We start from the raw sequence: 17,856 nt of genomic DNA, 5'->3' as shown, positions 1-17,856 counted from the left end.
GTCGCCGCGCGCCCGCATCTGCGCGCTCGTCTGCGGGCCGAGCACGGCGCCGAGCCGCTGCAGCCAGCGCGAGGCAACGCTCGGCGCGCCGTCGCGCTTCTCCGGCAGGGCGAGGATCACGTCGCCCCCGCCGCAGCGCATGACGAAGTCGTGGGCGGACAGACCGATCCGCCGCTCGGGCGGGGCAAAGGCCAGTTCGCCGCGCATCGGCCGCGACAGCCACGGGCCGGTGTCGGTGCGCGCGGGCCAGACCCCCTCGACGAGGCTGCCGAGCACCACCCGGTCGGCGTCCATCAGCCGGGCCTCCAGCTGGCCCCAGATCGAGATCCGCACCTCGCCGGAGACCGGGCGATGCACCTGCCGGCCGCGGATCAGGGCGAGGAAGGCCGGCGGATAGCTCGCCGTGTCCAGCACCATCTGCCCCGGCGTCGCCGACAGGAAGGCCGCGAAGAAGCCGGCGAGTTCCTCGCCCGCCGGGCCGGCGAACAGGCGGGCGTCGGTTCCGGCCTCGTCGGCGGCGACCCGGCGCAGCGCGGCGAGATGCGCGTCCAGAAGCGCTTCGAGGGGCAGTTCGCGCCGGCCGGTCAGCGCGTCGAGCGGCGCCAGTGCCTCGGCAAGGCGCTGCGCCAGATCGCGTGCCGCGCGCACCGGACCGGGGCCGAGCGTGCGCAGCACCGGATGCAGCCGCGCGCCCTCGGTCTCGAAGGCAACCAGCACGCGGTCGAGCGCGGTCAGCAGCGGCGCGGCCCCTGCGGCCAGCCGGGGGCCGCGCAGCACGGCGATCTCCATGGCCCGGGCGGCGGCGCGGGCCGCCACCCGCGGCAGGCCGAAGGCGGCCAGCGGATGCTTGAGCAGGGCGAGCAGCGTGTCGGGCCGCCAGCCGGAGACGGCGGTCTCCACCACCAGCCGGGCGAGCAGCGCCGGCGCGCTCGCCTCCAGCGTCTCGCCCGCCGAATCCTCCACGGCAAGGCCGAATCGCTGCAGTTCCAGGCAGACGCGGCGGGCGAGATCCCGGTCGGGGGTGACCAGCGCGGCGGTGCGGCCGGGCGTCTCAACGGTCTCGCGCAAGGCGACCGCAATGGCGAGCGCCTCCTCGGCCGGCGAGCGGGCCACCAGCAGCGACAGGCCGTCGGTGGCGCTCTGCCGGGCGGCCTCATCGAGGGCGGCGGTGAAGGCCGGCCAGCGGTCGGTGGTCTCGGCCGGCCGCATGGCCTCGGACAGGATGCGGCGGCGGGCGGCGGAGGCCGAATCTTCCTCGCCCAGCACGGCGACGTCGCGGCGGTCGAGGCCGATCACGCCAAGAAGATGGGCAAGGGCCGCCTGCGGATGGCTGGGGACGCCGGGGCCGACCGGCGGGGCGATCAGGCGGAAGCTCGCGTCGTCGAGATCGGTGTCGAGGCCCGGCAGCACCACGGCGCCCTGCGGCAGGCGCGCGATCGCGGCCAGCAGCCGGGCGGTGGTCGGGATCGAGCCGGTCGAGCCGGCGGCGATGATCGGGCCGGGCGCCCCGGCGGCCAGCCGGTCGATCAGCCGCTGGGTGAGGCGGCGACGCCGCTCCACCGGCTCGATCAGGCCGCGTTCGGCGAGAAACGCCGGCCAGGCGGCGGTGGCGATGTCGAGGAAGGTCAGCGTCAGCTGCCAGTAGGCGGCGTGGTCGTCGGGCACGAGACCGGCGAGGCGCCGCCAGTCCACCTCCTCGGCCGCCGCCTGGTCCATCAGGGCGAGCAGATCGCGGGAGAGGTGGATCGCGTCGGCCGGCGAGGCGGGAATGCGGATCGGCACCCCGTGCGGCGTCAGTTCGCGCTGCGGGGCGAGCCGGGTGCGCCAGCCGGCCACCAGCCGGGCCATCGCCAGCAGCCGGTCGGCCTCGCCGATCACCGGCGGCAGGTCGAGGTCGGGCAGGTCCACCGCAAAGGCGTCGCCGTCCTCGTCGACGTCGCCGATCGGCCGGATTCGCGGAAGAAGCGCGGCCTTGCCGCCGAGCGCGTCGAGGAGGACGCCGCGCAGCACCCGGGCGGCGCGCCGGGTCGGCACCAGCAGGGTGACGGCGGCGAGCGCCAGCGGATCGCCGTCGTGGGAAAACCCCGGCACCAGCCGTCCGGACAGAAGCGCGTCGACGAGGGTCGGCAGGAAGGGCACGCCGGGCGGGATGGTGACGACGCGCGGCGGCTGAGCCGCCGCATCGCTTGTCCCGATGCCGTCCCCGGGCGCGCTCATGACGCGCTCACGCCGCGCTGGCGGCGATCGTCGCCTCCGCCTCGCCGATCGACTGCGGCGTGCCGACATGCAGCCAGATGCCGTCCATGCGCAGGCCGTAGAGCCGCTGGTCGGCGATCGCCCGGTCGAACAGGCGGTTGAGCGAGAAGGCCGTGGCTGTCTCGCCGGCAAAGATGCGCGGATGGATGATCGCCGCGCCGGCATAGACGAAGGGCGCGACCGAGCGTTCCGGCCGGCGCGACAAGAGCCCGTCCTTGCCCATCACGAAATCGCCGATACCGTCATAGCCGACGCTGGACACGGTCGGCGCCAGCATCAGCAGCATGTCCATCCGTTCGGGATCGTAGTGGTCCACCATCATCTCCAGATTGGGCTGGATGCCCTCGATCCAGATCGAATCGGAGTTGAGATGGAAGAAGGGTTCGTCGCCCAGCAGCGGCAGCGCCTTCACCACGCCGCCGCCGGTGTCGAGCAGGCCCTTGCGCTCGTCGGAGATCAGGATGTGCGGCGCCTGACGCTTGGAGACATGCACCTCCACCAGATCGGCGAGATAGTGGACGTTGACGACCGCGGTCTCGACGCCGACCTCGACCAGCCGGTCCAGCACATGGTCGACGAGGGCGCGGCCGCGCACCTCGATCAGCGGCTTCGGCGTGGTCGCCGACAGCGGGCGCATCCGCTTGCCGCGCCCGGCGGCCAGCACCATCGCGGTCTTCGGAACGGTTCTGTGGCGGGTGGGGGAGGGGGCGGCGTCGGACGGGGTACGAGGCGAGGCGGCGGACATCGATCGAATGCTGCTCCCGGGGGTGGCCATCGGCCGGAAAGACGAAACGATCCGCGGCGCAACGGGCGTCGAGGCCTCAGGGGCGCGGCATCCGCCGTTCATACCAGAGCGCGAGGTCGGCGAGAACAGGCTCCGTCATCGCCCGGTCGAGGTAGCGCCGGATGCGCGGCACATGGGCCAGATAGGCCGGCTTGCCGTCGCGGCGGGCGAGCCGGGCAAAGCCGCCGAGGATCTTGAGGTTGCGCTGGGCGGCCGAGATCCAGAAGGCGTCGAGGAAGGCGCTCGCGTCGAAGTCCGGATCCGCCGCCCGCCGCGCGGCGAGATAGGCGGCGACGAGATCGTCCTGGAGCGCCGGGGGCACATCGATGCGCGCGCGAACACCAGCGAGGCGAGGTCATAGGCGGCCGGCCCGATCATCGCGTCCTGCACGTCGACGAAGCCGACCCGGCGCCGCCCGGTCTCGCCCGGCTGCCAGATCAGGTTCGGCGAATGGACGTCGCGCAGGGTCCACGAGGTCTCGGCCCGGCCGAGCGCCGCCAGCAGCGGATCGCAGAGGACCCGGAATTCGCCGATCCAGTCGGGATCGGCCGGCCGTCCGGTGACATGCGGCACCCACCACTGCGGATTGAGCGACAGCTCGATCTCCAGCGCGGCCCGGTCATAGGCCGGCAGACTGTGGACCACGGGCGACCCGTCGCCGAAGAGATCGCCGGCGTCGACCGTGTCCGGCAGGTCCTCGCCGTGAAGGTCGGCCAGCACCTCGGCGCTCGCCAGATAGCGCGCCGCGATGGGCGCGCCGCCGGCAACGATCCCCTCGGCCCCGAGGTCGGTCAGAAGCAGCAGCCGGGCCTCGCGGTCGCCGGCAAGGAAGCCCGGGGCCACGAAGCCGCGGGCGCGCAGCGTTTCGGCGACGGCAAGGAAGGCGGCGAGCGAGGTCTGGATATGGGCGACCTCGGCATAGGTCCGTCCGTCCGGCAACAGCGCGCCGCGCGGCGGCTCGGGCCAGTTCATCAGCACGGCCGGCTTGTCACGGGCGCGGATGCGCTCGTAGGAACGTGACGAGGCGTCGCCCTGCAGGAAACGGCGGGACGCACCCCCGAGGCCCGCCGCATCCAGCAGCCGGCGGACGCGGAAGCTGCGCGCCAGCCGGTCGCGCCACGCGTCCGGGTCGCCGGAAAGATAGGCAAGGCGCGCGGTCGGGTCGTCGCCGAGGGCGAGCGTCAGCGTCAGGGCGTCGGCGGGAATCTCGTCGCCGGCGCGGTCCGGCCATTCGACCAGTGCCACGCCGCGCGCCAGCACGTCGCAAAGCCGGTCTCGGCCAGTTCGTCCGGCCCGGCGAGCCGGTAGAGATCGAAATGGGCGACCGGAAAGCGCGGCAGGTCGTAGGACTGGACGAGGGTGAAGGTCGGGCTCGGCACCTCCAGCGCCGGATCGTCGGCCAACGCCCGCAGCAGGGCGCGGGCGAAGGTGGTCTTGCCGGCGCCCAGATCCCCCTCGAGGCAGAGACAGTCGCCGGGCCGCAGCACGAGGGCGATATCCTCGGCGAGGCGCGTCGTGGCCGCCTCGTCGCCAAGGCGGATCGGGGCGCCCGCGCCGCTCATTCGGCGGCTTCGGCCACCGGCAGCGGGACGGCCGGGAAGCGGCAGGTCACGGTCGTGCCGCGGCCTTCCACCGACACGATCCGCACCTTGCCGCCGTGGAGTTCGACGAAGCTCTTGACGATCGACAGGCCGAGGCCGGCGCCGCGGCGGCGCGAGCCGGCCGAGCGGCTTTCGAAGCGCGCGAACACCGCGTCGATGAAGTCCTGCGGAATGCCGCGGCCCTCGTCGCGCACGATGAAGACGACCTCCTCGCCCTCGCGCTTGCAGATCACCTCGATCCGGCCGCCGTCCTCGGAGAAGGAGATGGCGTTGGAGAGGAGATTGAACAGGATCTGCCGCAGCCGCTTCTCGTCGGCCCTGAGCGGCCCGATGTCCGGATCGACGGTGACCTCGAGGCTGATGTGCGCGTCGGACAGGCGGTCGCGCAGGCCGCCGCTGGCCGCCTCCAGCGTCGCCGAAACATCGACCTCGCCGAGTTCCAGCTCCATGACGCCGGCGTCCACGGTGGCAAGGTCGAGGATGTCGTTGACGATGGTGAGCAGCGCGCCGCTCGAGCCCATGATGTAGCCGGTGTATTCGCGCTGCTTGGGGTTCAGCGTCCCCATCTTCTCGTCGGAGAGAAGCTGCGCGAAGCCGATGATGTTGGTCAGCGGCGAGCGCAGTTCGTAGGAAACGTGCTGGATGAAGTCGTTCTTCAGCCGGTCCGCAGCCTGCAGCGCCTCGTTCTTTTCCACCAGCGCGCGCTCGAAATTCACGCTGTCGGTGATGTTGACGAAGGTGACGAGGGTCGCCCCGTCCGGCAGCGGCACGGTGGTGAAGTCGACGACGCTGCCGTCGTGGCATTCGAGACGTCCGGATTCGCGCTCGCGGCTGTCGGCAAGGCCGGCGACCGCGGTGCGGATGCGGGTCCAGACCTCGACCTCGCGGGCGATCTTCGCCAGCCGGCCGATCACCTCGTTGACATGCGGGCGCGCCTCGAGGTCCAGCCCCTCGATCCGCCACATCTCGACGAAGGCCGGGTTCCACAGCCGCAGCCGGCCGTCGGAGCCGAACACGGCGACGCCCTCGGCAAGGTGGTCGAGGGTTTCGCCCTGCACCCGGATCAGCGCGTTGTAGCGGCTTTCCAGTTCCAGCCGCTCGGTGACATTCTCGTAGACATAGGTGACGCCGCCGGAGGGATGCGGATTGGCGATCATGCGCAGGGTCTGGCCGCCGGGCAGGTACCACCAGAATTCGCGGGTCTCCAGCGACTGGTAGGAGGACAGCACCTCGCGCTTCCAGCTGCGATAGTCGGCCTGCTCGGGAATCTTGCGCAGGGTGCGCAGCTGGTCGAGCACCGCGCCGTCCTCGGGCGCCGATTCCAGGAAGGCGGCGTTGAAGCCGAACAGCGAGCGATAGGCCTCGTTGTAGAACAGCAGGCGCTTGTCCGGCCCGAAGATGGCGACGGCGGTGGCCAGCTGGTCGAGGGTGCGGGCATGGCTCTCGATCGTGCGGCGCAGCTCCGACTGGACCTTCTCCAGTTCGCCCACATCGGTGGCGATGCCGGCGCTGCCATGCTCGCAGACCGCATCCACCACGTCGAACACCCGGCGCGCCCCGGCGGCGACCACCGACAGGCGCTGCTGGAACACGGGCGTCGTCTGGCGCTGGCGCTCGACCGCCTGGCGGGCGGCGCTGTCCAGCAGCTCGATGCCGCTCTCGACCGCCGCGGCGGAGGAGGGCAGGGCGAGCGTGCGGGCATAGGCGGCGTTGACCCAGGTGAGGCGCCCGGCCTCGTCGCGCAGCCAGGCCGGCATCGCGAGGGCGTCGAGCAGGCTGTGGACGGCGGCAAGCTCGCGGCCCTGCGACGCGTGCTGCTCCTTCAGCGCCACATATTCCAGCCGTTCCTTGCTGAGATTGCGGAAGCGGACGATGGTGCGCGAGCCCGAGGCCCAGCCGGTGGCTTCCACGTGGGTGCCCGACAGGGTCTCGAGGGCCTGGGTGAAGCCCTCGCCGCGGCCGCGCAGGGCCGACACCCGCTCCTCCAGCTCCTGCGAGGCGGCCGGGGTCATCCAGCTGCCGAAGGCGAGGAAGCCGGCGCGACCGGCCGGCACGCGGGTGCTCTCGGGCAGGGTGCCCATCACCACCGGCCCCTCGTTGGCGGCCGACCAGATCACCAGACGCTGGTCATCGGCGCCGAGCGCCGCCTCGGCGCGGTCGGCGACCAGCTTCAGCTCGGCATTCTCGGTCTTGAGGCGGGCAAGTTCGGCTTCCGAGCGGGCCTTGGCGCGGATCAGCGCGGCGGCGCTGACCACCGCAAAGCAGATCGATCCGGCAAAGGCCGCAAACCAGGCGACGCCGAAGGAATCGATCTGCACCGCGCCATCGGAGCCATACCGGACGATCTGTGCGGTCGCCGTGGCCGGCAGAAGGCAGAGAGCGGTCGTGGCGGTCCAGATCAGCTGGCGGCTTGCAGAAATGGGAAGCCCCTTCCCTTTCCGGCAAAGTCCCGGCATCGCGACAACCCCCGTCAGTCCACATCCCGTCAGGGCAGACGTCGGCAACCCTCGCGTCGTCTTCGCCCTCGAATCATCTCAAGATAGCTTTTTTCCAGTGCGGCTCAAAGAGTCTGCGCCAAGTTTTTGCTGTGTGGAAAAGTGAAATTGCGGCTTGTGTTGCCCGAAGACCGCGAATGATGTTCCGATACACGGTCTGCGAGTCGTGTCGAACGTGAGTCATGCGAAATAATACAGACTCTCATCTGACTCGTGCGGGGATTGCTCTGAGTCGAGTGTGAGCTGCCAAGCCGTTTTGATATGGCGACCGAAAGATCGGCGGCAGGATTTACCCGCGTAACGACCGCTCAGCCTCTCACGGCGGAAGTTACCAAAGGGTAAAAGTCTTTCCCGAAACGGCACGACGGCGGCGCCGGGCGGTCGAGATCGCTGCGGCGGCCCCGAGGCCGGCCGGCGCGCCGCATGGCGGACGCGGGCAGCGCCCGTCCCGCGCGGAGAAGGTGCATGCCCCCCACGCGCGGCATCACCGACATGACAACGCCGGCGCGGGGCCCGCGCCGCGTTGCCAGGAGATTTGTCCACAGGTGCCGGTCAGTAGCGATACTGGGCCGACTTGAACGGGCCCTGCGGGCTGACGCCGATGTAGCTCGCCTGCTCGTCCGACAGCACCGTCAGCTTGGCGCCGAGCTTGGCGAGATGCAGCGCGGCCACCTTCTCGTCGAGATGCTTCGGCAGCACGTAGACCTTGTTCTCGTAGCTCTCGCTGCGGGTCCAGAGCTCGATCTGCGCCAGCGTCTGGTTGGAGAAGGAGGCGCTCATCACGAAGCTCGGGTGGCCGGTGGCGTTGCCGAGGTTCACGAGCCGGCCTTCCGACAGGAGGATCATCCGCTTGCCGTCCGGGAACTCGATCAGGTCCACCTGCGGCTTGACGTTGCGCCACTTGAGGTTCTTCAGCGCCGCAACCTCGATCTCGTTGTCGAAGTGGCCGATGTTGCAGACGATCGCCATGTCCTTGAACCGGCGCATGTGCTCGATCGTGACGATGTCCTTGTTGCCGGTGGCCGTCACCACGATGTCGGCGCGCGGGGCGGCGTCCTCGAGCGTCACCACCTCGTAGCCGTCCATCGCCGCCTGCAGGGCGCAGATCGGGTCGATCTCGGTGACGAGCACCCGGGCGCCCGAGCCCGACAGCGACTGGGCCGAGCCCTTGCCGACGTCGCCGTAGCCGCAGACGACCGCGACCTTGCCGGCCATCATCACGTCGGTGCCGCGGCGGATCGCGTCGACGAGGCTTTCACGGCAGCCGTACTTGTTGTCGAACTTCGACTTGGTGACGCTGTCGTTGACGTTGATCGCCGGGAAGGGCAGCTCGCCCTTTTCCTGCAGCTGGTAGAGCCGCATCACGCCGGTGGTGGTTTCTTCCGACACGCCGCGGATTGCCGCCTTGGCGCGCGAGTAGAAGGTCGCGTCCTTCGCCAGCCGGCGGCGGATCGTGGCGTAGAAATGCTCTTCTTCCTCGTTCTTCGGGTGGTCGAGCACCGACGGGTCGGTCTCGGCCTTGGCGCCGATCAGGACCAGCATGGTCGCGTCGCCGCGTCGTCGAGGATCATGTTGCAGGTTTCGCCGTTGCCCCAGTCGAGGATCCGGTCGGTGTAGGTCCAGTAGTCGGCGAGCGTCTCGCCCTTCTCGGCAAACACCGGGATGCCGGAGGCGGCAATGGCCGCGGCGGCGTGGTCCTGGGTGGAGAAGATGTTGCAGGAGGCCCAGCGCAGGTCGGCGCCGAGCGCCGCCAGCGTCTCGATCAGCACGGCGGTCTGGATCGTCATGTGCAGCGAGCCGGCGATGCGCGCGCCCTTGAGCGGCTGCGCGCCGGCAAATTCCTCGCGCACGGCCATCAGGCCCGGCATCTCGACTTCGGCAATCTCGATCTCGGTGCGCCCCCAGGACGAAAGGCCGAGATCCTTGACGTGATATTCCTTGGCGACGGGCATGTCGGTCCTTTGACGTTTGAAGCGCGCGCGGCGCGGGGAAGCCATCTTGCGCGCAATGCGCGGGGGGCCGGGCGCAGGTGCCCGGTGGCCGGCGACAGGCCAGCGGATCGGCCCGTTATAGGCAATCCGGGCGCATGTGGCAATCAGGATATAAAGATTTCTTTATGTGATGGTTACGAAGTGGAGAGGGAGCTTGCGGTGTGGCGGGCCGCGAACCGGTCATGGTCCGCGCAGGCGGACCATCCACGACATTGATTGCCCTTGGCTTTCGTGGATCCTCCGCCTTCGCGGAGGATGACATGCGGGGTGCTCCGGTACAGTCAAGCGCCGCCGCGATCCTCGCCCGACACCGCGCGACCCGCAGCCTGCGGCCCGCCCTCAGCCCTTGTTCTGCATGTGGAAGGCGAGTTTGGTCACGTTGTCGCGGATCATCGCCCGCACCTCCGGATGGGTCACCGTCTCGTCCAGCGCCTGGTTGAAGCACACGAGCCAGCCGTCGCGGGCGTCGGCGTCGACGGCGAAGGGCAGGTGGCGGGCGCGCAGCATTGGCGCGCCGAATTTCGCGGTGAACAGCGGCGGTCCGCCGAGCCAGCCGGTCAGATACATGAACAGCTTCTCGCGGCTGCCCTCGAGGCTTTCGGGGTGGATCGCCCGGCAGGCGGCGGCCTCCGGCAGCCTGTCCATCAGCTCGTAGAAGCGGCGGGTCAGCCGGTCCACGACCGCCTCGCCGCCGATCGCCTCGTAAAGCGTGATGCGGCGCACCTCGCCGCCCGTTCCGTCCGTCACGCGCCTCTCCCTGTCGCACTCGCCCGGCCGCGATTTTGCCTCAGCCATATGTGATCGCGGGCCGATTGTCGCCACCCGGCGATCTACCTATACCTTGAGGCGCCGCGCCCGCTTCGAGGGCCCTTCGAGCAGGACTGGATGCCGCCTTGTTCCACTGCTTCTTCCCGCGCCCCAGGTTGTTCTTCTCCTCCTTCGCCCTGTTTTCCCTCCTCTGCGTCGTCGTGTGGTTCACGCTGGGCGAGAGCCTTGCCCGCTCGCTGAGCGTCGGCCCGCTGTTCGGCTTCGACTATCCGCTGACGCTGGCGACCGGCGCCGACGAGGCCGCGCAGGCCGCCTTCGCCGCGGCCAACGAGAGCGCGACCAACTTCTTCTTCTACCAGTATATCGCCGTCTGCATCGGCGCCTTCACGGCCTTCTGGATGGTCGCCTATCCGCATCCGTGGTCGCGCTGGTCGGTGCTGGGGACGGTGCTGATCATCTTCATCATCTGGTACACCGTGCAGGTGGACGTGATGATCAACGAGTGGTTCGGCAGCTTCTATGATCTGATCCAGAGGGCGCTTCAGGCTCCGAACAGCATCACCTCTGCCGAGTACTGGAGCCAGTTGTGGAGCTTCTTCTCGATCGTCACCGTCTATATCATCATCGCGTCGGTAAGCTCATTCATCACAAAGCATTACGTCTTCCGCTGGCGCACGGCGATGAACGAGTATTACACGGCGCGATGGGGGCAGTTGCGGCATATCGAGGGCGCCGCCCAGCGTGTCCAGGAAGACACCATGCGCTTTGCGACGATCGTGGAATCGATCGGCACGGCGGTGATCGATTCCGTCATGACGCTGATCGCCTTCATCCCGATCCTGTGGGTCCTCTCGCAGCATGTCACGGTGCTTCCGCTCATCGGCGAGGTGTCCAACAGCCTCGTGTTCGTCGCGCTGATCTGGTCGATCTTCGGAACGGTGCTGCTGGCCGTCGCCGGCATCAAGTTGCCGGGTCTGGAATTCCGCAACCAGCGTGTCGAGGCGGCCTACCGAAAGGAGCTTGTGCTTGGTGAGGATCACGGCGAGCGGGCCGATCCAATCACGTTGCGGGAGCTCTTCGGCAACGTCCGGAAGAACTACTACCACTACTACCTGCACTTTCTCTATTTCGACGTCGTGCGCTGGACCTATATCCAGACCGATGTGATCGTTGCCTATGTGATCCTCGGCCCCTCCATCATCGCCGGGACAATCACCCTCGGCATCATGCAGCAGATCGCCCGGGCCTTCGGGCGGGTGTCGCAGTCCTTCCAGTTCCTCGTCCGAAGCTGGGTCACGATCGTTGAGCTGATCTCGATCTACAAGCGCCTCAAGGCCTTCGAGGACGCCATGCGCGACAGGCCGCTCGATGCCATTGAGCACGAGCCGGACACCGCGCCGCTTGCGCCGTAAGGCAAACCGCACGGCCGACACCCGGAAGGAGCCGCGCGCCATCGCGGCTCTTTCCATTTTCGGCGGGAGCATCCTCCGATCCGCCTCACGGCCTTGTTCCTGCCGCGCCCTTGCTCCATGTCGTCCCGCATAGGATCATGCCGCAACGCACGGAACCGCCAGAGGAGACGACATGGCCCCGACCCGCCCCCTTCACGGCGCATCCCCCGAGACCGGCCCCGAGACTTCCCCCGCGCTGCCGGCCTTCGGTCCCCATCCCGACCGGCGCGGCTTTCTGAAAGGCGCGGCCTTCCTGCTGTCCGCCGCGGGCCTGGCCCTGATGCCGGCCCGGCCGGTGCAGGCGGCGAGGGGGCGACGCCACGGGCTGTCCTTCTTCGGCGACCTGAAATATCCGGAAGGCTTTGCCAATCTCGACTACGTCAATCTCGACGCGCCCAAGGGCGGCGAGGTGGCGACGCAGGTGGCAAGCTGGGGCTTCAACCAGAACCCCACCACCTTCAACACGCTGAATTCCTACGTCCTCCAGGGCGACGGCGCGGCCGGCATGGGCCTCACCTCGGTGACCCTCATGACCGGCACCCTCGACACGCTCGACAATCTCTACGGCTTCCTTGCCGAAGGCGTGGAGGTGTCGGAGGACGGCAAGACCTACCGCTTCTTCCTGCGGCAGGGCGCGACCTTCCATGACGGCAGCCCGATCACCGCGGACGACGTGGTCTTCTCGCTGGAGATCCTGAAGTCCGACGGCCATCCGAACCTTGCGCTCGAACTTGGCGGCGTCGCCGAGATCGTCGCCGAGGACGCGGCCACCGTGAAGGTGGTCTACACGTCCGACGCCTCGCGCAGCCTGCCGCTGACGGTGGCCGGCGGCATTCCGGTGTTCTCGAAGGCCTGGTGGCAGGGCCGCGACTTCAAGGCGTCGCTGAGCGAGGCCCCGCTCGGCTCCGGGCTCTACCGGCTGAAGGACTTCCGCTTCGGCAATTCGATCCGCTTCGAGCGGGTCGCCGGCCACTGGGCCGAAAACCTGCCGGTGATGCGCGGCACCACCAACTTCGACATCATCCGCTACGACTATTACGGCGACCGCACCGCCGGCTTCGAGGCGCTGAAGAAGGGCTCCACCACCTTCCGCGAGGAATTCTCGTCGCGGGTCTGGGCGACCGGCTACGACTTCCCGGCGGTCACCGACGGCCGGGTCCGCCGCGACGAGGTGCCGGACGGCACGTCGGCCGGCACCCAGGCTGGTATTTCAACATGCGCCGCCCGAAATTCGCCGACCCGCGGGTGCGCGAGGCGCTCGCCATGGTCTTCGACTTCGAGTGGACCAACAAGAACCTGATGTACGGCTCCTACCAGCGCACCTCGTCCTTCTTCGAGAATTCGGAGATGAAGGCGGAGGGCGAGCCATCCCCCGCCGAACTCGTCCTCATGGAGCCGCTCCGGGACAAGTTGCCGGTCGAGGCCTTCGGCCCGGCCGTTGTGCCGCCCGTCTCCGACGGCTCGGGCCGTGACCGCAAGCTGCTGCGCGGGGCGATGGACATGCTGACCGCCGCCGGCTGCGTGCGCGAGGGCGACCGCTGGACCACCCCGGCCGGCGAGGCGATCGCCTTCGAGATCCTCGACGACGACAACGTGTTCGAGCCGCATGTGATGGGCTACATCAACGCCCTGAAGCTGATCGGCGTGCCCGCCACCTACCGGGTGGTCGATCCGGCCCAGTACACGCCCGCACCCGCGACTTCGACTTCGACGTCACCGCCCTCCGCTTCCGCCTGCCGGACTATCCCGACAGCTTCATCCGCCAGGTCTACGGCTCGGCGAGCGCCAGCCAGCCGGGCTCGCGCAACCTGCCCGGCCTTGCCGACCCCGGCGTCGATGCGCTGCTGGAGATCATCATCAAGGCGCCCGCGCGCGAGGAGTTCGTCGTTGCCTGCAAGGTGCTCGACCGGGTGCTGCGCGCCTCGCATCTCTGGGTGCCGCACTGGTTCAAGGCGACGCGCTGGCTCGCCTACTGGGACGTCTACGACCGGCCGGAGATCGTGCCGCCCTATGGCGCCGCCTCGATGGACATCTGGTGGCTCGACCGGGCCAAGGCGGAGAAGATCGGCAAGGGCATCTGACGGGGCCTCGGGGCGGGGGCGCCGACGGCCCGTGCCGCCGCTCACCTTTCGTTAACCATATTGCTGTCGATTGCCATATTGCCGTCGATTGACGGACCGCACCCGACGGGCCTGCGCGAAAGGACATCATGGGCGCCTACATCCTCCGTCGCCTCCTCCTGATGATCCCGACCATCCTCGGCATCATGGCGCTGACCTTCCTCGTGGTGCAGTTCGCGCCCGGCGGCCCGGTGGAGCGGGTGATCGCCCAGCTGCAGGGCCAGAACACCGACGCCACCTCGCGCATGTCGGGCGGCGGCGGCGACGTCGGCGGCTTCGATGCGGCCGGCAGCGCCGGCGGCGGCGAGGCCGGATCGCGCTATCGCGGCGCGCAGGGGCTCGACCCGGAGTTCATCGCCAGGCTCGAGAAGGAATTCGGCTTCGACAAGCCGCCGCTCGAGCGCTTCCTGCTGATGGTCGGCAACTACGCGGTGTTCGACTTCGGCGAGAGCTATTTCCGCAAGATCTCGGTGATCGACCTCATCAAGGAAAAGCTGCCGGTGTCGATCTCGCTCGGCCTGTGGCTGACGCTGATCACCTATGCGATCTCGATCCCGCTCGGCATCGCCAAGGCGGTGCGCGACGGCTCGCGCTTCGACGTCTGGACCTCGGGCGTGATCGCGGTCGGCTACGCCATCCCGAGCTTCCTGTTCGCCGTGCTGCTGGTGGTGCTGTTTGCCGGCGGATCCTTCTTCGACTGGTTCCCGCTGCGCGGCCTCACCTCGGAAAACTGGGCGAGCCTGTCCTGGCCGGAGAAGATCCTCGACTATTTCTGGCACCTGGCCCTGCCGATGGCCGCCCTGGTGCTCTCGGCCTTCGCCACCACCACGCTGCTGACCAAGAATTCCTTCCTCGACGAGATCGGCAAGCAGTATGTGATGACCGCGCGGATGAAGGGGCTCACCGAGCGCAAGGTGCTCTACGGCCACGTGTTCCGCAACGCGATGATGCTGGTGATCGCCGCCTTTCCGGGGGCCTTCATCTCGTCCTTCTTCACCGGCTCGCTGCTGATCGAGCAGATCTTCTCGCTCGACGGCCTCGGCCTGCTCGGCTACCGCTCGATCGTCGACCGCGACTATCCGGTGGTGTTCGCAACCCTCTACGTCTTCTCGCTGCTCGGCCTCGTGATCGGCCTGATCTCGGATCTCACCTACACCTGGATCGATCCGCGGATCGATTTCGAGAGCCGGGAGGTCTGATCCATGCGCCCGAAGAGTGGAAGCCGGTTTTCGGATCAGCGCGTGGATCGAACGGGAGAAGGCCGCGCATGACGACCCATCCGGACCCCGCCATCCCCGCCCCCGACATGACGGTGCCCTCGCCGAAGCGGTCGCGCGTGTCGCCGCTCAACCGGCGGCGCTGGGAGAATTTCCGGTCCAACCGGCGCGGCTACTGGTCGCTGTGGATCTTCGGCGTCCTGTTCGTGCTGTCGCTGTTTGCCGAGCTGATCGCCAACGACCGGCCGATCCTCGTCTCCTACAAGGGCGACCTCTACTATCCGATCGTGGTCGACTATCCGGAAGAGGTGTTCGGCGGCTTCCTCGCCGTGACCGACTACCGCGATCCGGTCAACCAGCAGGAGATCGAGGGCAACGGCTGGATCCTCTGGGCGCCGATCCGCTACTCCTACCGCACGGTCAACAACGAGATCCCGGTGCCGGCGCCCGCGCCGCCGACCTGGCTGCTCGACGAGGACACCCGCTGCCAGCGCTACGCCGAGGGCAGCGCCGACCCCAACTGCACGCTCGGCAACTGGAACTGGCTCGGCACCGACGACCAGGGCCGCGACGTGGTTGCCCGGGTGATCTACGGTTTCCGCATCTCGGTGCTGTTCGGCTTCGCGCTGACGATCCTGTCCTCGATCGTCGGCGTTGCCGCCGGCGCGGTGCAGGGCTATTTCGGCGGCGTCACCGATCTCGTCTTCCAGCGGATGATCGAGATCTGGACCTCGCTGCCCGAGCTCTACATCCTGCTGATCATCGCCTCGATCTTCGTGCCGACCTTCTGGCTGCTGCTCGGCATCCTGCTCTTGTTCTCGTGGACGCGGCTCGTCGGCGTGGTGCGCGCCGAATTCCTGCGCGCCCGCAACTTCGAATATGTCCGCGCCGCCCGCGCGCTGGGCGTGCCCGACCGCACCATCATGCGCCGCCACGTGCTGCCCAACGCCATGGTGGCGACGCTGACCTTCATCCCCTTCATCCTCAACGGCTCGGTGACGACGCTGACCTCGCTCGACTTCCTCGGCTTCGGCCTGCCGCCCGGCTCGCCCTCGCTCGGCGAACTGCTGCTGCAGGGCAAGACCAACCTGCAGGCGCCGTGGCTGGCGATCTCCGGCTTCGTGGTGATCGCGGTGATGCTGAGCCTGCTGATCTACGTCGGCGAGGCGGTGCGCGACGCCTTCGATCCGCGCAAGACCTTCCGGTGAGCCCCCGCATGACCGCCGGACCCACCGCCGCCACCCCGCCAGCCCCCGGCACCGAGCCCGGCCCGCTGCTCGTCGTCGACAACCTGTCGGTCGCGTTTGCGCGCGGCGGCGGCGACCCCGCGATCGCGGTCGGCGGCGTGTCCTTCACGCTCCAGCGCGGCCGCACGCTCGCGCTCGTCGGCGAATCGGGCTCGGGCAAGTCGGTGACGGCGCTGTCGATCGTGCGCCTGCTCGCCTATCCGGCGGCCAGCCACCCCTCGGGCCGGATCCTGTTCAAGGGCCGCGATCTGCTCGCGGCCAGCGAGGACGAGATCCGCAAGGTGCGCGGCAACGCGATCACCATGGTCTTCCAGGAGCCGATGACCTCGCTCAATCCGCTGCACACGATCGAGCGGCAGATCGGCGAGATCCTCAAGATCCACCGCGGCATGGGCAAGACCGCGGCCCGCGCCCGCACGCTGGAACTCCTGCACGAGGTCGGCATCCGCGATCCGGAAGAGCGGCTCGGCGCCTATCCGCACCAGCTTTCCGGCGGCCAGCGCCAGCGGGTGATGATCGCGATGGCGCTCGCCAACGAGCCCGACCTGCTGATCGCCGACGAGCCGACGACCGCCCTCGACGTGACCGTGCAGGCGCAGATCCTCAAGCTCCTGAAGGAGATCCAGGCCCGGCGCGGCATGGCGATCCTGTTCATCACCCACGATCTCGGCATCGTCGAGCATTTCTCCGACGACGTCTGCGTGATGACCAGGGGCGAGATCGTCGAGGCCGGGCCGACCCGGGCGGTGTTCGCCCATCCGGCCCACGACTACACCCGCAAGCTGCTCGCGGCCGCCCCGAAGGGCGCCCCGCCGCCGTCCGACCCCTCCGCCCCGGTGGTGATGGAGGCGGACGGTCTCAAGGTCTGGTTCCCGATCCGCCGCGGCTTCTTCCGCCGGACCGTCGGCCACATCAAGGCGGTGGACGGCGTCTCGGTCACCGTGCGCGCCGGCCAGACGCTCGGCGTCATCGGCGAGTCCGGCTCGGGCAAGACGACGCTCGGCCTTGCCATGCTGCGCCTCATCTCGTCGGAAGGGCCGGTCGCCTATCTCGGCCAGCGGATCGACGGCATGTCGAGCCGGCAGATGCGGCCGCTGCGGCGCGATCTGCAGGTGGTGTTCCAGGACCCCTACGGCTCGCTCAGCCCGCGCATGGCGATCGGCGAGATCGTCGGCGAGGGGCTGGAGATCCATGCACCGGGCATCCGCGCCGCCGAGCGCGAGGGCCGCGTCGTGCGCGCGCTGGAGGAGGTCGGGCTCGATCCGGAGAGCCGCCACCGCTATCCCCACGAATTCTCCGGCGGCCAGCGCCAGCGCATCGCCATTGCCCGCGCCATGGTGCTCCAGCCGAAATTCGTGCTGCTCGACGAGCCGACCTCGGCGCTCGACATGAGCGTGCAGGCGCAGGTGGTCGACCTGCTGCGCGACCTGCAGCGCCGGCATGGCCTCGCCTACATGTTCATCAGCCACGATCTCCGGGTGGTGCGGGCCCTCTCCAACGACGTCATCGTCATGCGCGGCGGCGTCGCGGTGGAGACCGGGCCGGCCGCCGAGGTGTTCGGGGCACCGAAGAGCGACTACACCCGCGCGCTGATGGCCGCCGCCCTGCGCCTCGAAGCCGACACCACCGGCACGGTGTCCGACTGACGCAGACGGAAGACGGCGGTTTCCGGCCGCTTCCGATCCTTTTCGACCGGCCGATGCATTTTCGCAACGCCATAGGCATGGCGAAAAATTGAGCGGCTTTCTGCCGGCTCCCGCAGCACTTTCGAGCATGATTCGATCATAGGTGCCGGATCGGCGAACAATAGCTGGATAATCCCGCCAGTTTTGTGCGGTGCATATCAAACAATTCGCAGATGCGTGAGATGTGCTCGCGGGAAACTCCTTGCCGCAGGGCGAAGACGATCACGCGTCTGTGACATCG

Annotated in this window: 12 protein-coding genes and 1 pseudogene; 6 read left to right on the top strand and 7 right to left on the bottom strand. The window is 68.9% G+C overall.

All coding sequences use genetic code 11. The features are described from left to right. The 7 genes and pseudogenes from addB to A6302_RS14940 all read right to left on the bottom strand — a co-directional run. The coding region (gene addB / locus A6302_RS14965) for a double-strand break repair protein AddB (protein WP_069307716.1) at positions 1–2,217 on the bottom strand (2,217 nt) is incomplete at its 3' end. Positions 2,218–2,224: 7 nt separating this feature from the next. After that, the gene (locus A6302_RS14960; protein WP_069307715.1) at positions 2,225–2,923 is read right to left on the bottom strand and encodes a nucleotidyltransferase family protein; all 699 of its coding nucleotides are present in this window, start codon (positions 2,921–2,923) and stop codon (positions 2,225–2,227) included. Positions 2,924–3,136: 213 nt separating this feature from the next. After that, a complete protein-coding gene (locus tag A6302_RS14955; protein ID WP_245294086.1) occupies positions 3,137–4,300 on the bottom strand; it encodes a phosphotransferase in 1,164 nt (387 codons plus the stop codon). Next, positions 4,228–4,602 (bottom strand): tRNA (adenosine(37)-N6)-threonylcarbamoyltransferase complex ATPase subunit type 1 TsaE, encoded by a 375-nt coding sequence (tsaE, locus tag A6302_RS24655; RefSeq protein WP_245294085.1) that lies wholly within the window; start codon positions 4,600–4,602, stop codon positions 4,228–4,230. The genes A6302_RS14955 and tsaE overlap by 73 nt, the downstream gene beginning before the upstream one ends. Then, positions 4,599–6,959, bottom strand: a complete 2,361-nt coding sequence (locus A6302_RS14950; RefSeq protein ID WP_245294084.1) for a sensor histidine kinase — start codon at positions 6,957–6,959, stop codon at positions 4,599–4,601. The genes tsaE and A6302_RS14950 overlap by 4 nt, the downstream gene beginning before the upstream one ends. A 729-nt stretch (positions 6,960–7,688) precedes the next feature. Then, positions 7,689–9,088 (bottom strand): annotated as a pseudogene (gene ahcY / locus A6302_RS14945) (adenosylhomocysteinase). Positions 9,089–9,466: 378 nt separating this feature from the next. Continuing rightward, the gene (locus A6302_RS14940) at positions 9,467–9,874 is read right to left on the bottom strand and encodes a group II truncated hemoglobin (protein WP_069307714.1); all 408 of its coding nucleotides are present in this window, start codon (positions 9,872–9,874) and stop codon (positions 9,467–9,469) included. A 146-nt stretch (positions 9,875–10,020) separates the two neighbouring features. Here A6302_RS14940 and sbmA point away from each other — a divergent pair, with 146 nt between their 5' ends. The 6 genes from sbmA (at position 10,021) to A6302_RS14915 (ending at position 17,576) form a co-directional block, all read left to right on the top strand. After that, positions 10,021–11,307, top strand: coding sequence for a peptide antibiotic transporter SbmA (gene sbmA, locus A6302_RS14935; protein ID WP_069307713.1), 1,287 nt, complete (start codon positions 10,021–10,023; stop codon positions 11,305–11,307). A gap of 172 nt (positions 11,308–11,479) precedes the next feature. Continuing rightward, positions 11,480–12,646, top strand: a complete 1,167-nt coding sequence (locus A6302_RS25420) for an ABC transporter substrate-binding protein (protein ID WP_280939270.1) — start codon at positions 11,480–11,482, stop codon at positions 12,644–12,646. Then, a complete protein-coding gene (locus A6302_RS25415; protein ID WP_280939267.1) occupies positions 12,562–13,482 on the top strand; it encodes an ABC transporter substrate-binding protein in 921 nt (306 codons plus the stop codon). Before A6302_RS25420 ends, A6302_RS25415 begins: the two co-directional genes overlap by 85 nt. 73 nt (positions 13,483–13,555) lie before the next feature. Then, complete coding sequence (locus tag A6302_RS14925; RefSeq protein ID WP_069307712.1) at positions 13,556–14,665, top strand: microcin C ABC transporter permease YejB; 1,110 nt, start codon at positions 13,556–13,558, stop codon at positions 14,663–14,665. Positions 14,666–14,733: 68 nt separating this feature from the next. After that, positions 14,734–15,891 (top strand): ABC transporter permease, encoded by a 1,158-nt coding sequence (locus A6302_RS14920; protein WP_083255807.1) that lies wholly within the window; start codon positions 14,734–14,736, stop codon positions 15,889–15,891. 8 nt (positions 15,892–15,899) lie between these two features. After that, complete coding sequence (locus A6302_RS14915) at positions 15,900–17,576, top strand: ABC transporter ATP-binding protein (protein ID WP_069307711.1); 1,677 nt, start codon at positions 15,900–15,902, stop codon at positions 17,574–17,576. Positions 17,577–17,856: the final 280 nt, after the last annotated feature.

It is taken from the genome of Methylobrevis pamukkalensis (assembly GCF_001720135.1).
GTDB lineage: Bacteria > Pseudomonadota > Alphaproteobacteria > Rhizobiales > Pleomorphomonadaceae > Methylobrevis > Methylobrevis pamukkalensis.
This window is presented reverse-complemented; position numbering and strand designations above follow the sequence as displayed.

Bases quoted from the DNA above. Each gene is read 5' to 3' on its own strand.
- A6302_RS14920 (WP_083255807.1), top strand. From the start codon at position 14,734: ATGACGACCCATCCGGACCCCGCCATCCCCGCCCCCGACATGACGGTG.
- A6302_RS14960 (WP_069307715.1), bottom strand. From the start codon at position 2,923: ATGGTGCTGGCCGCCGGGCGCGGCAAGCGGATGCGCCCGCTGTCGGCG.
- tsaE (WP_245294085.1), bottom strand. From the start codon at position 4,602: ATGAGCGGCGCGGGCGCCCCGATCCGCCTTGGCGACGAGGCGGCCACG.
- A6302_RS25420 (WP_280939270.1), top strand. From the start codon at position 11,480: ATGGCCCCGACCCGCCCCCTTCACGGCGCATCCCCCGAGACCGGCCCC.
- A6302_RS14915 (WP_069307711.1), top strand. From the start codon at position 15,900: ATGACCGCCGGACCCACCGCCGCCACCCCGCCAGCCCCCGGCACCGAG.
- A6302_RS25415 (WP_280939267.1), top strand. From the start codon at position 12,562: ATGCGCCGCCCGAAATTCGCCGACCCGCGGGTGCGCGAGGCGCTCGCC.
- A6302_RS14925 (WP_069307712.1), top strand. From the start codon at position 13,556: ATGGGCGCCTACATCCTCCGTCGCCTCCTCCTGATGATCCCGACCATC.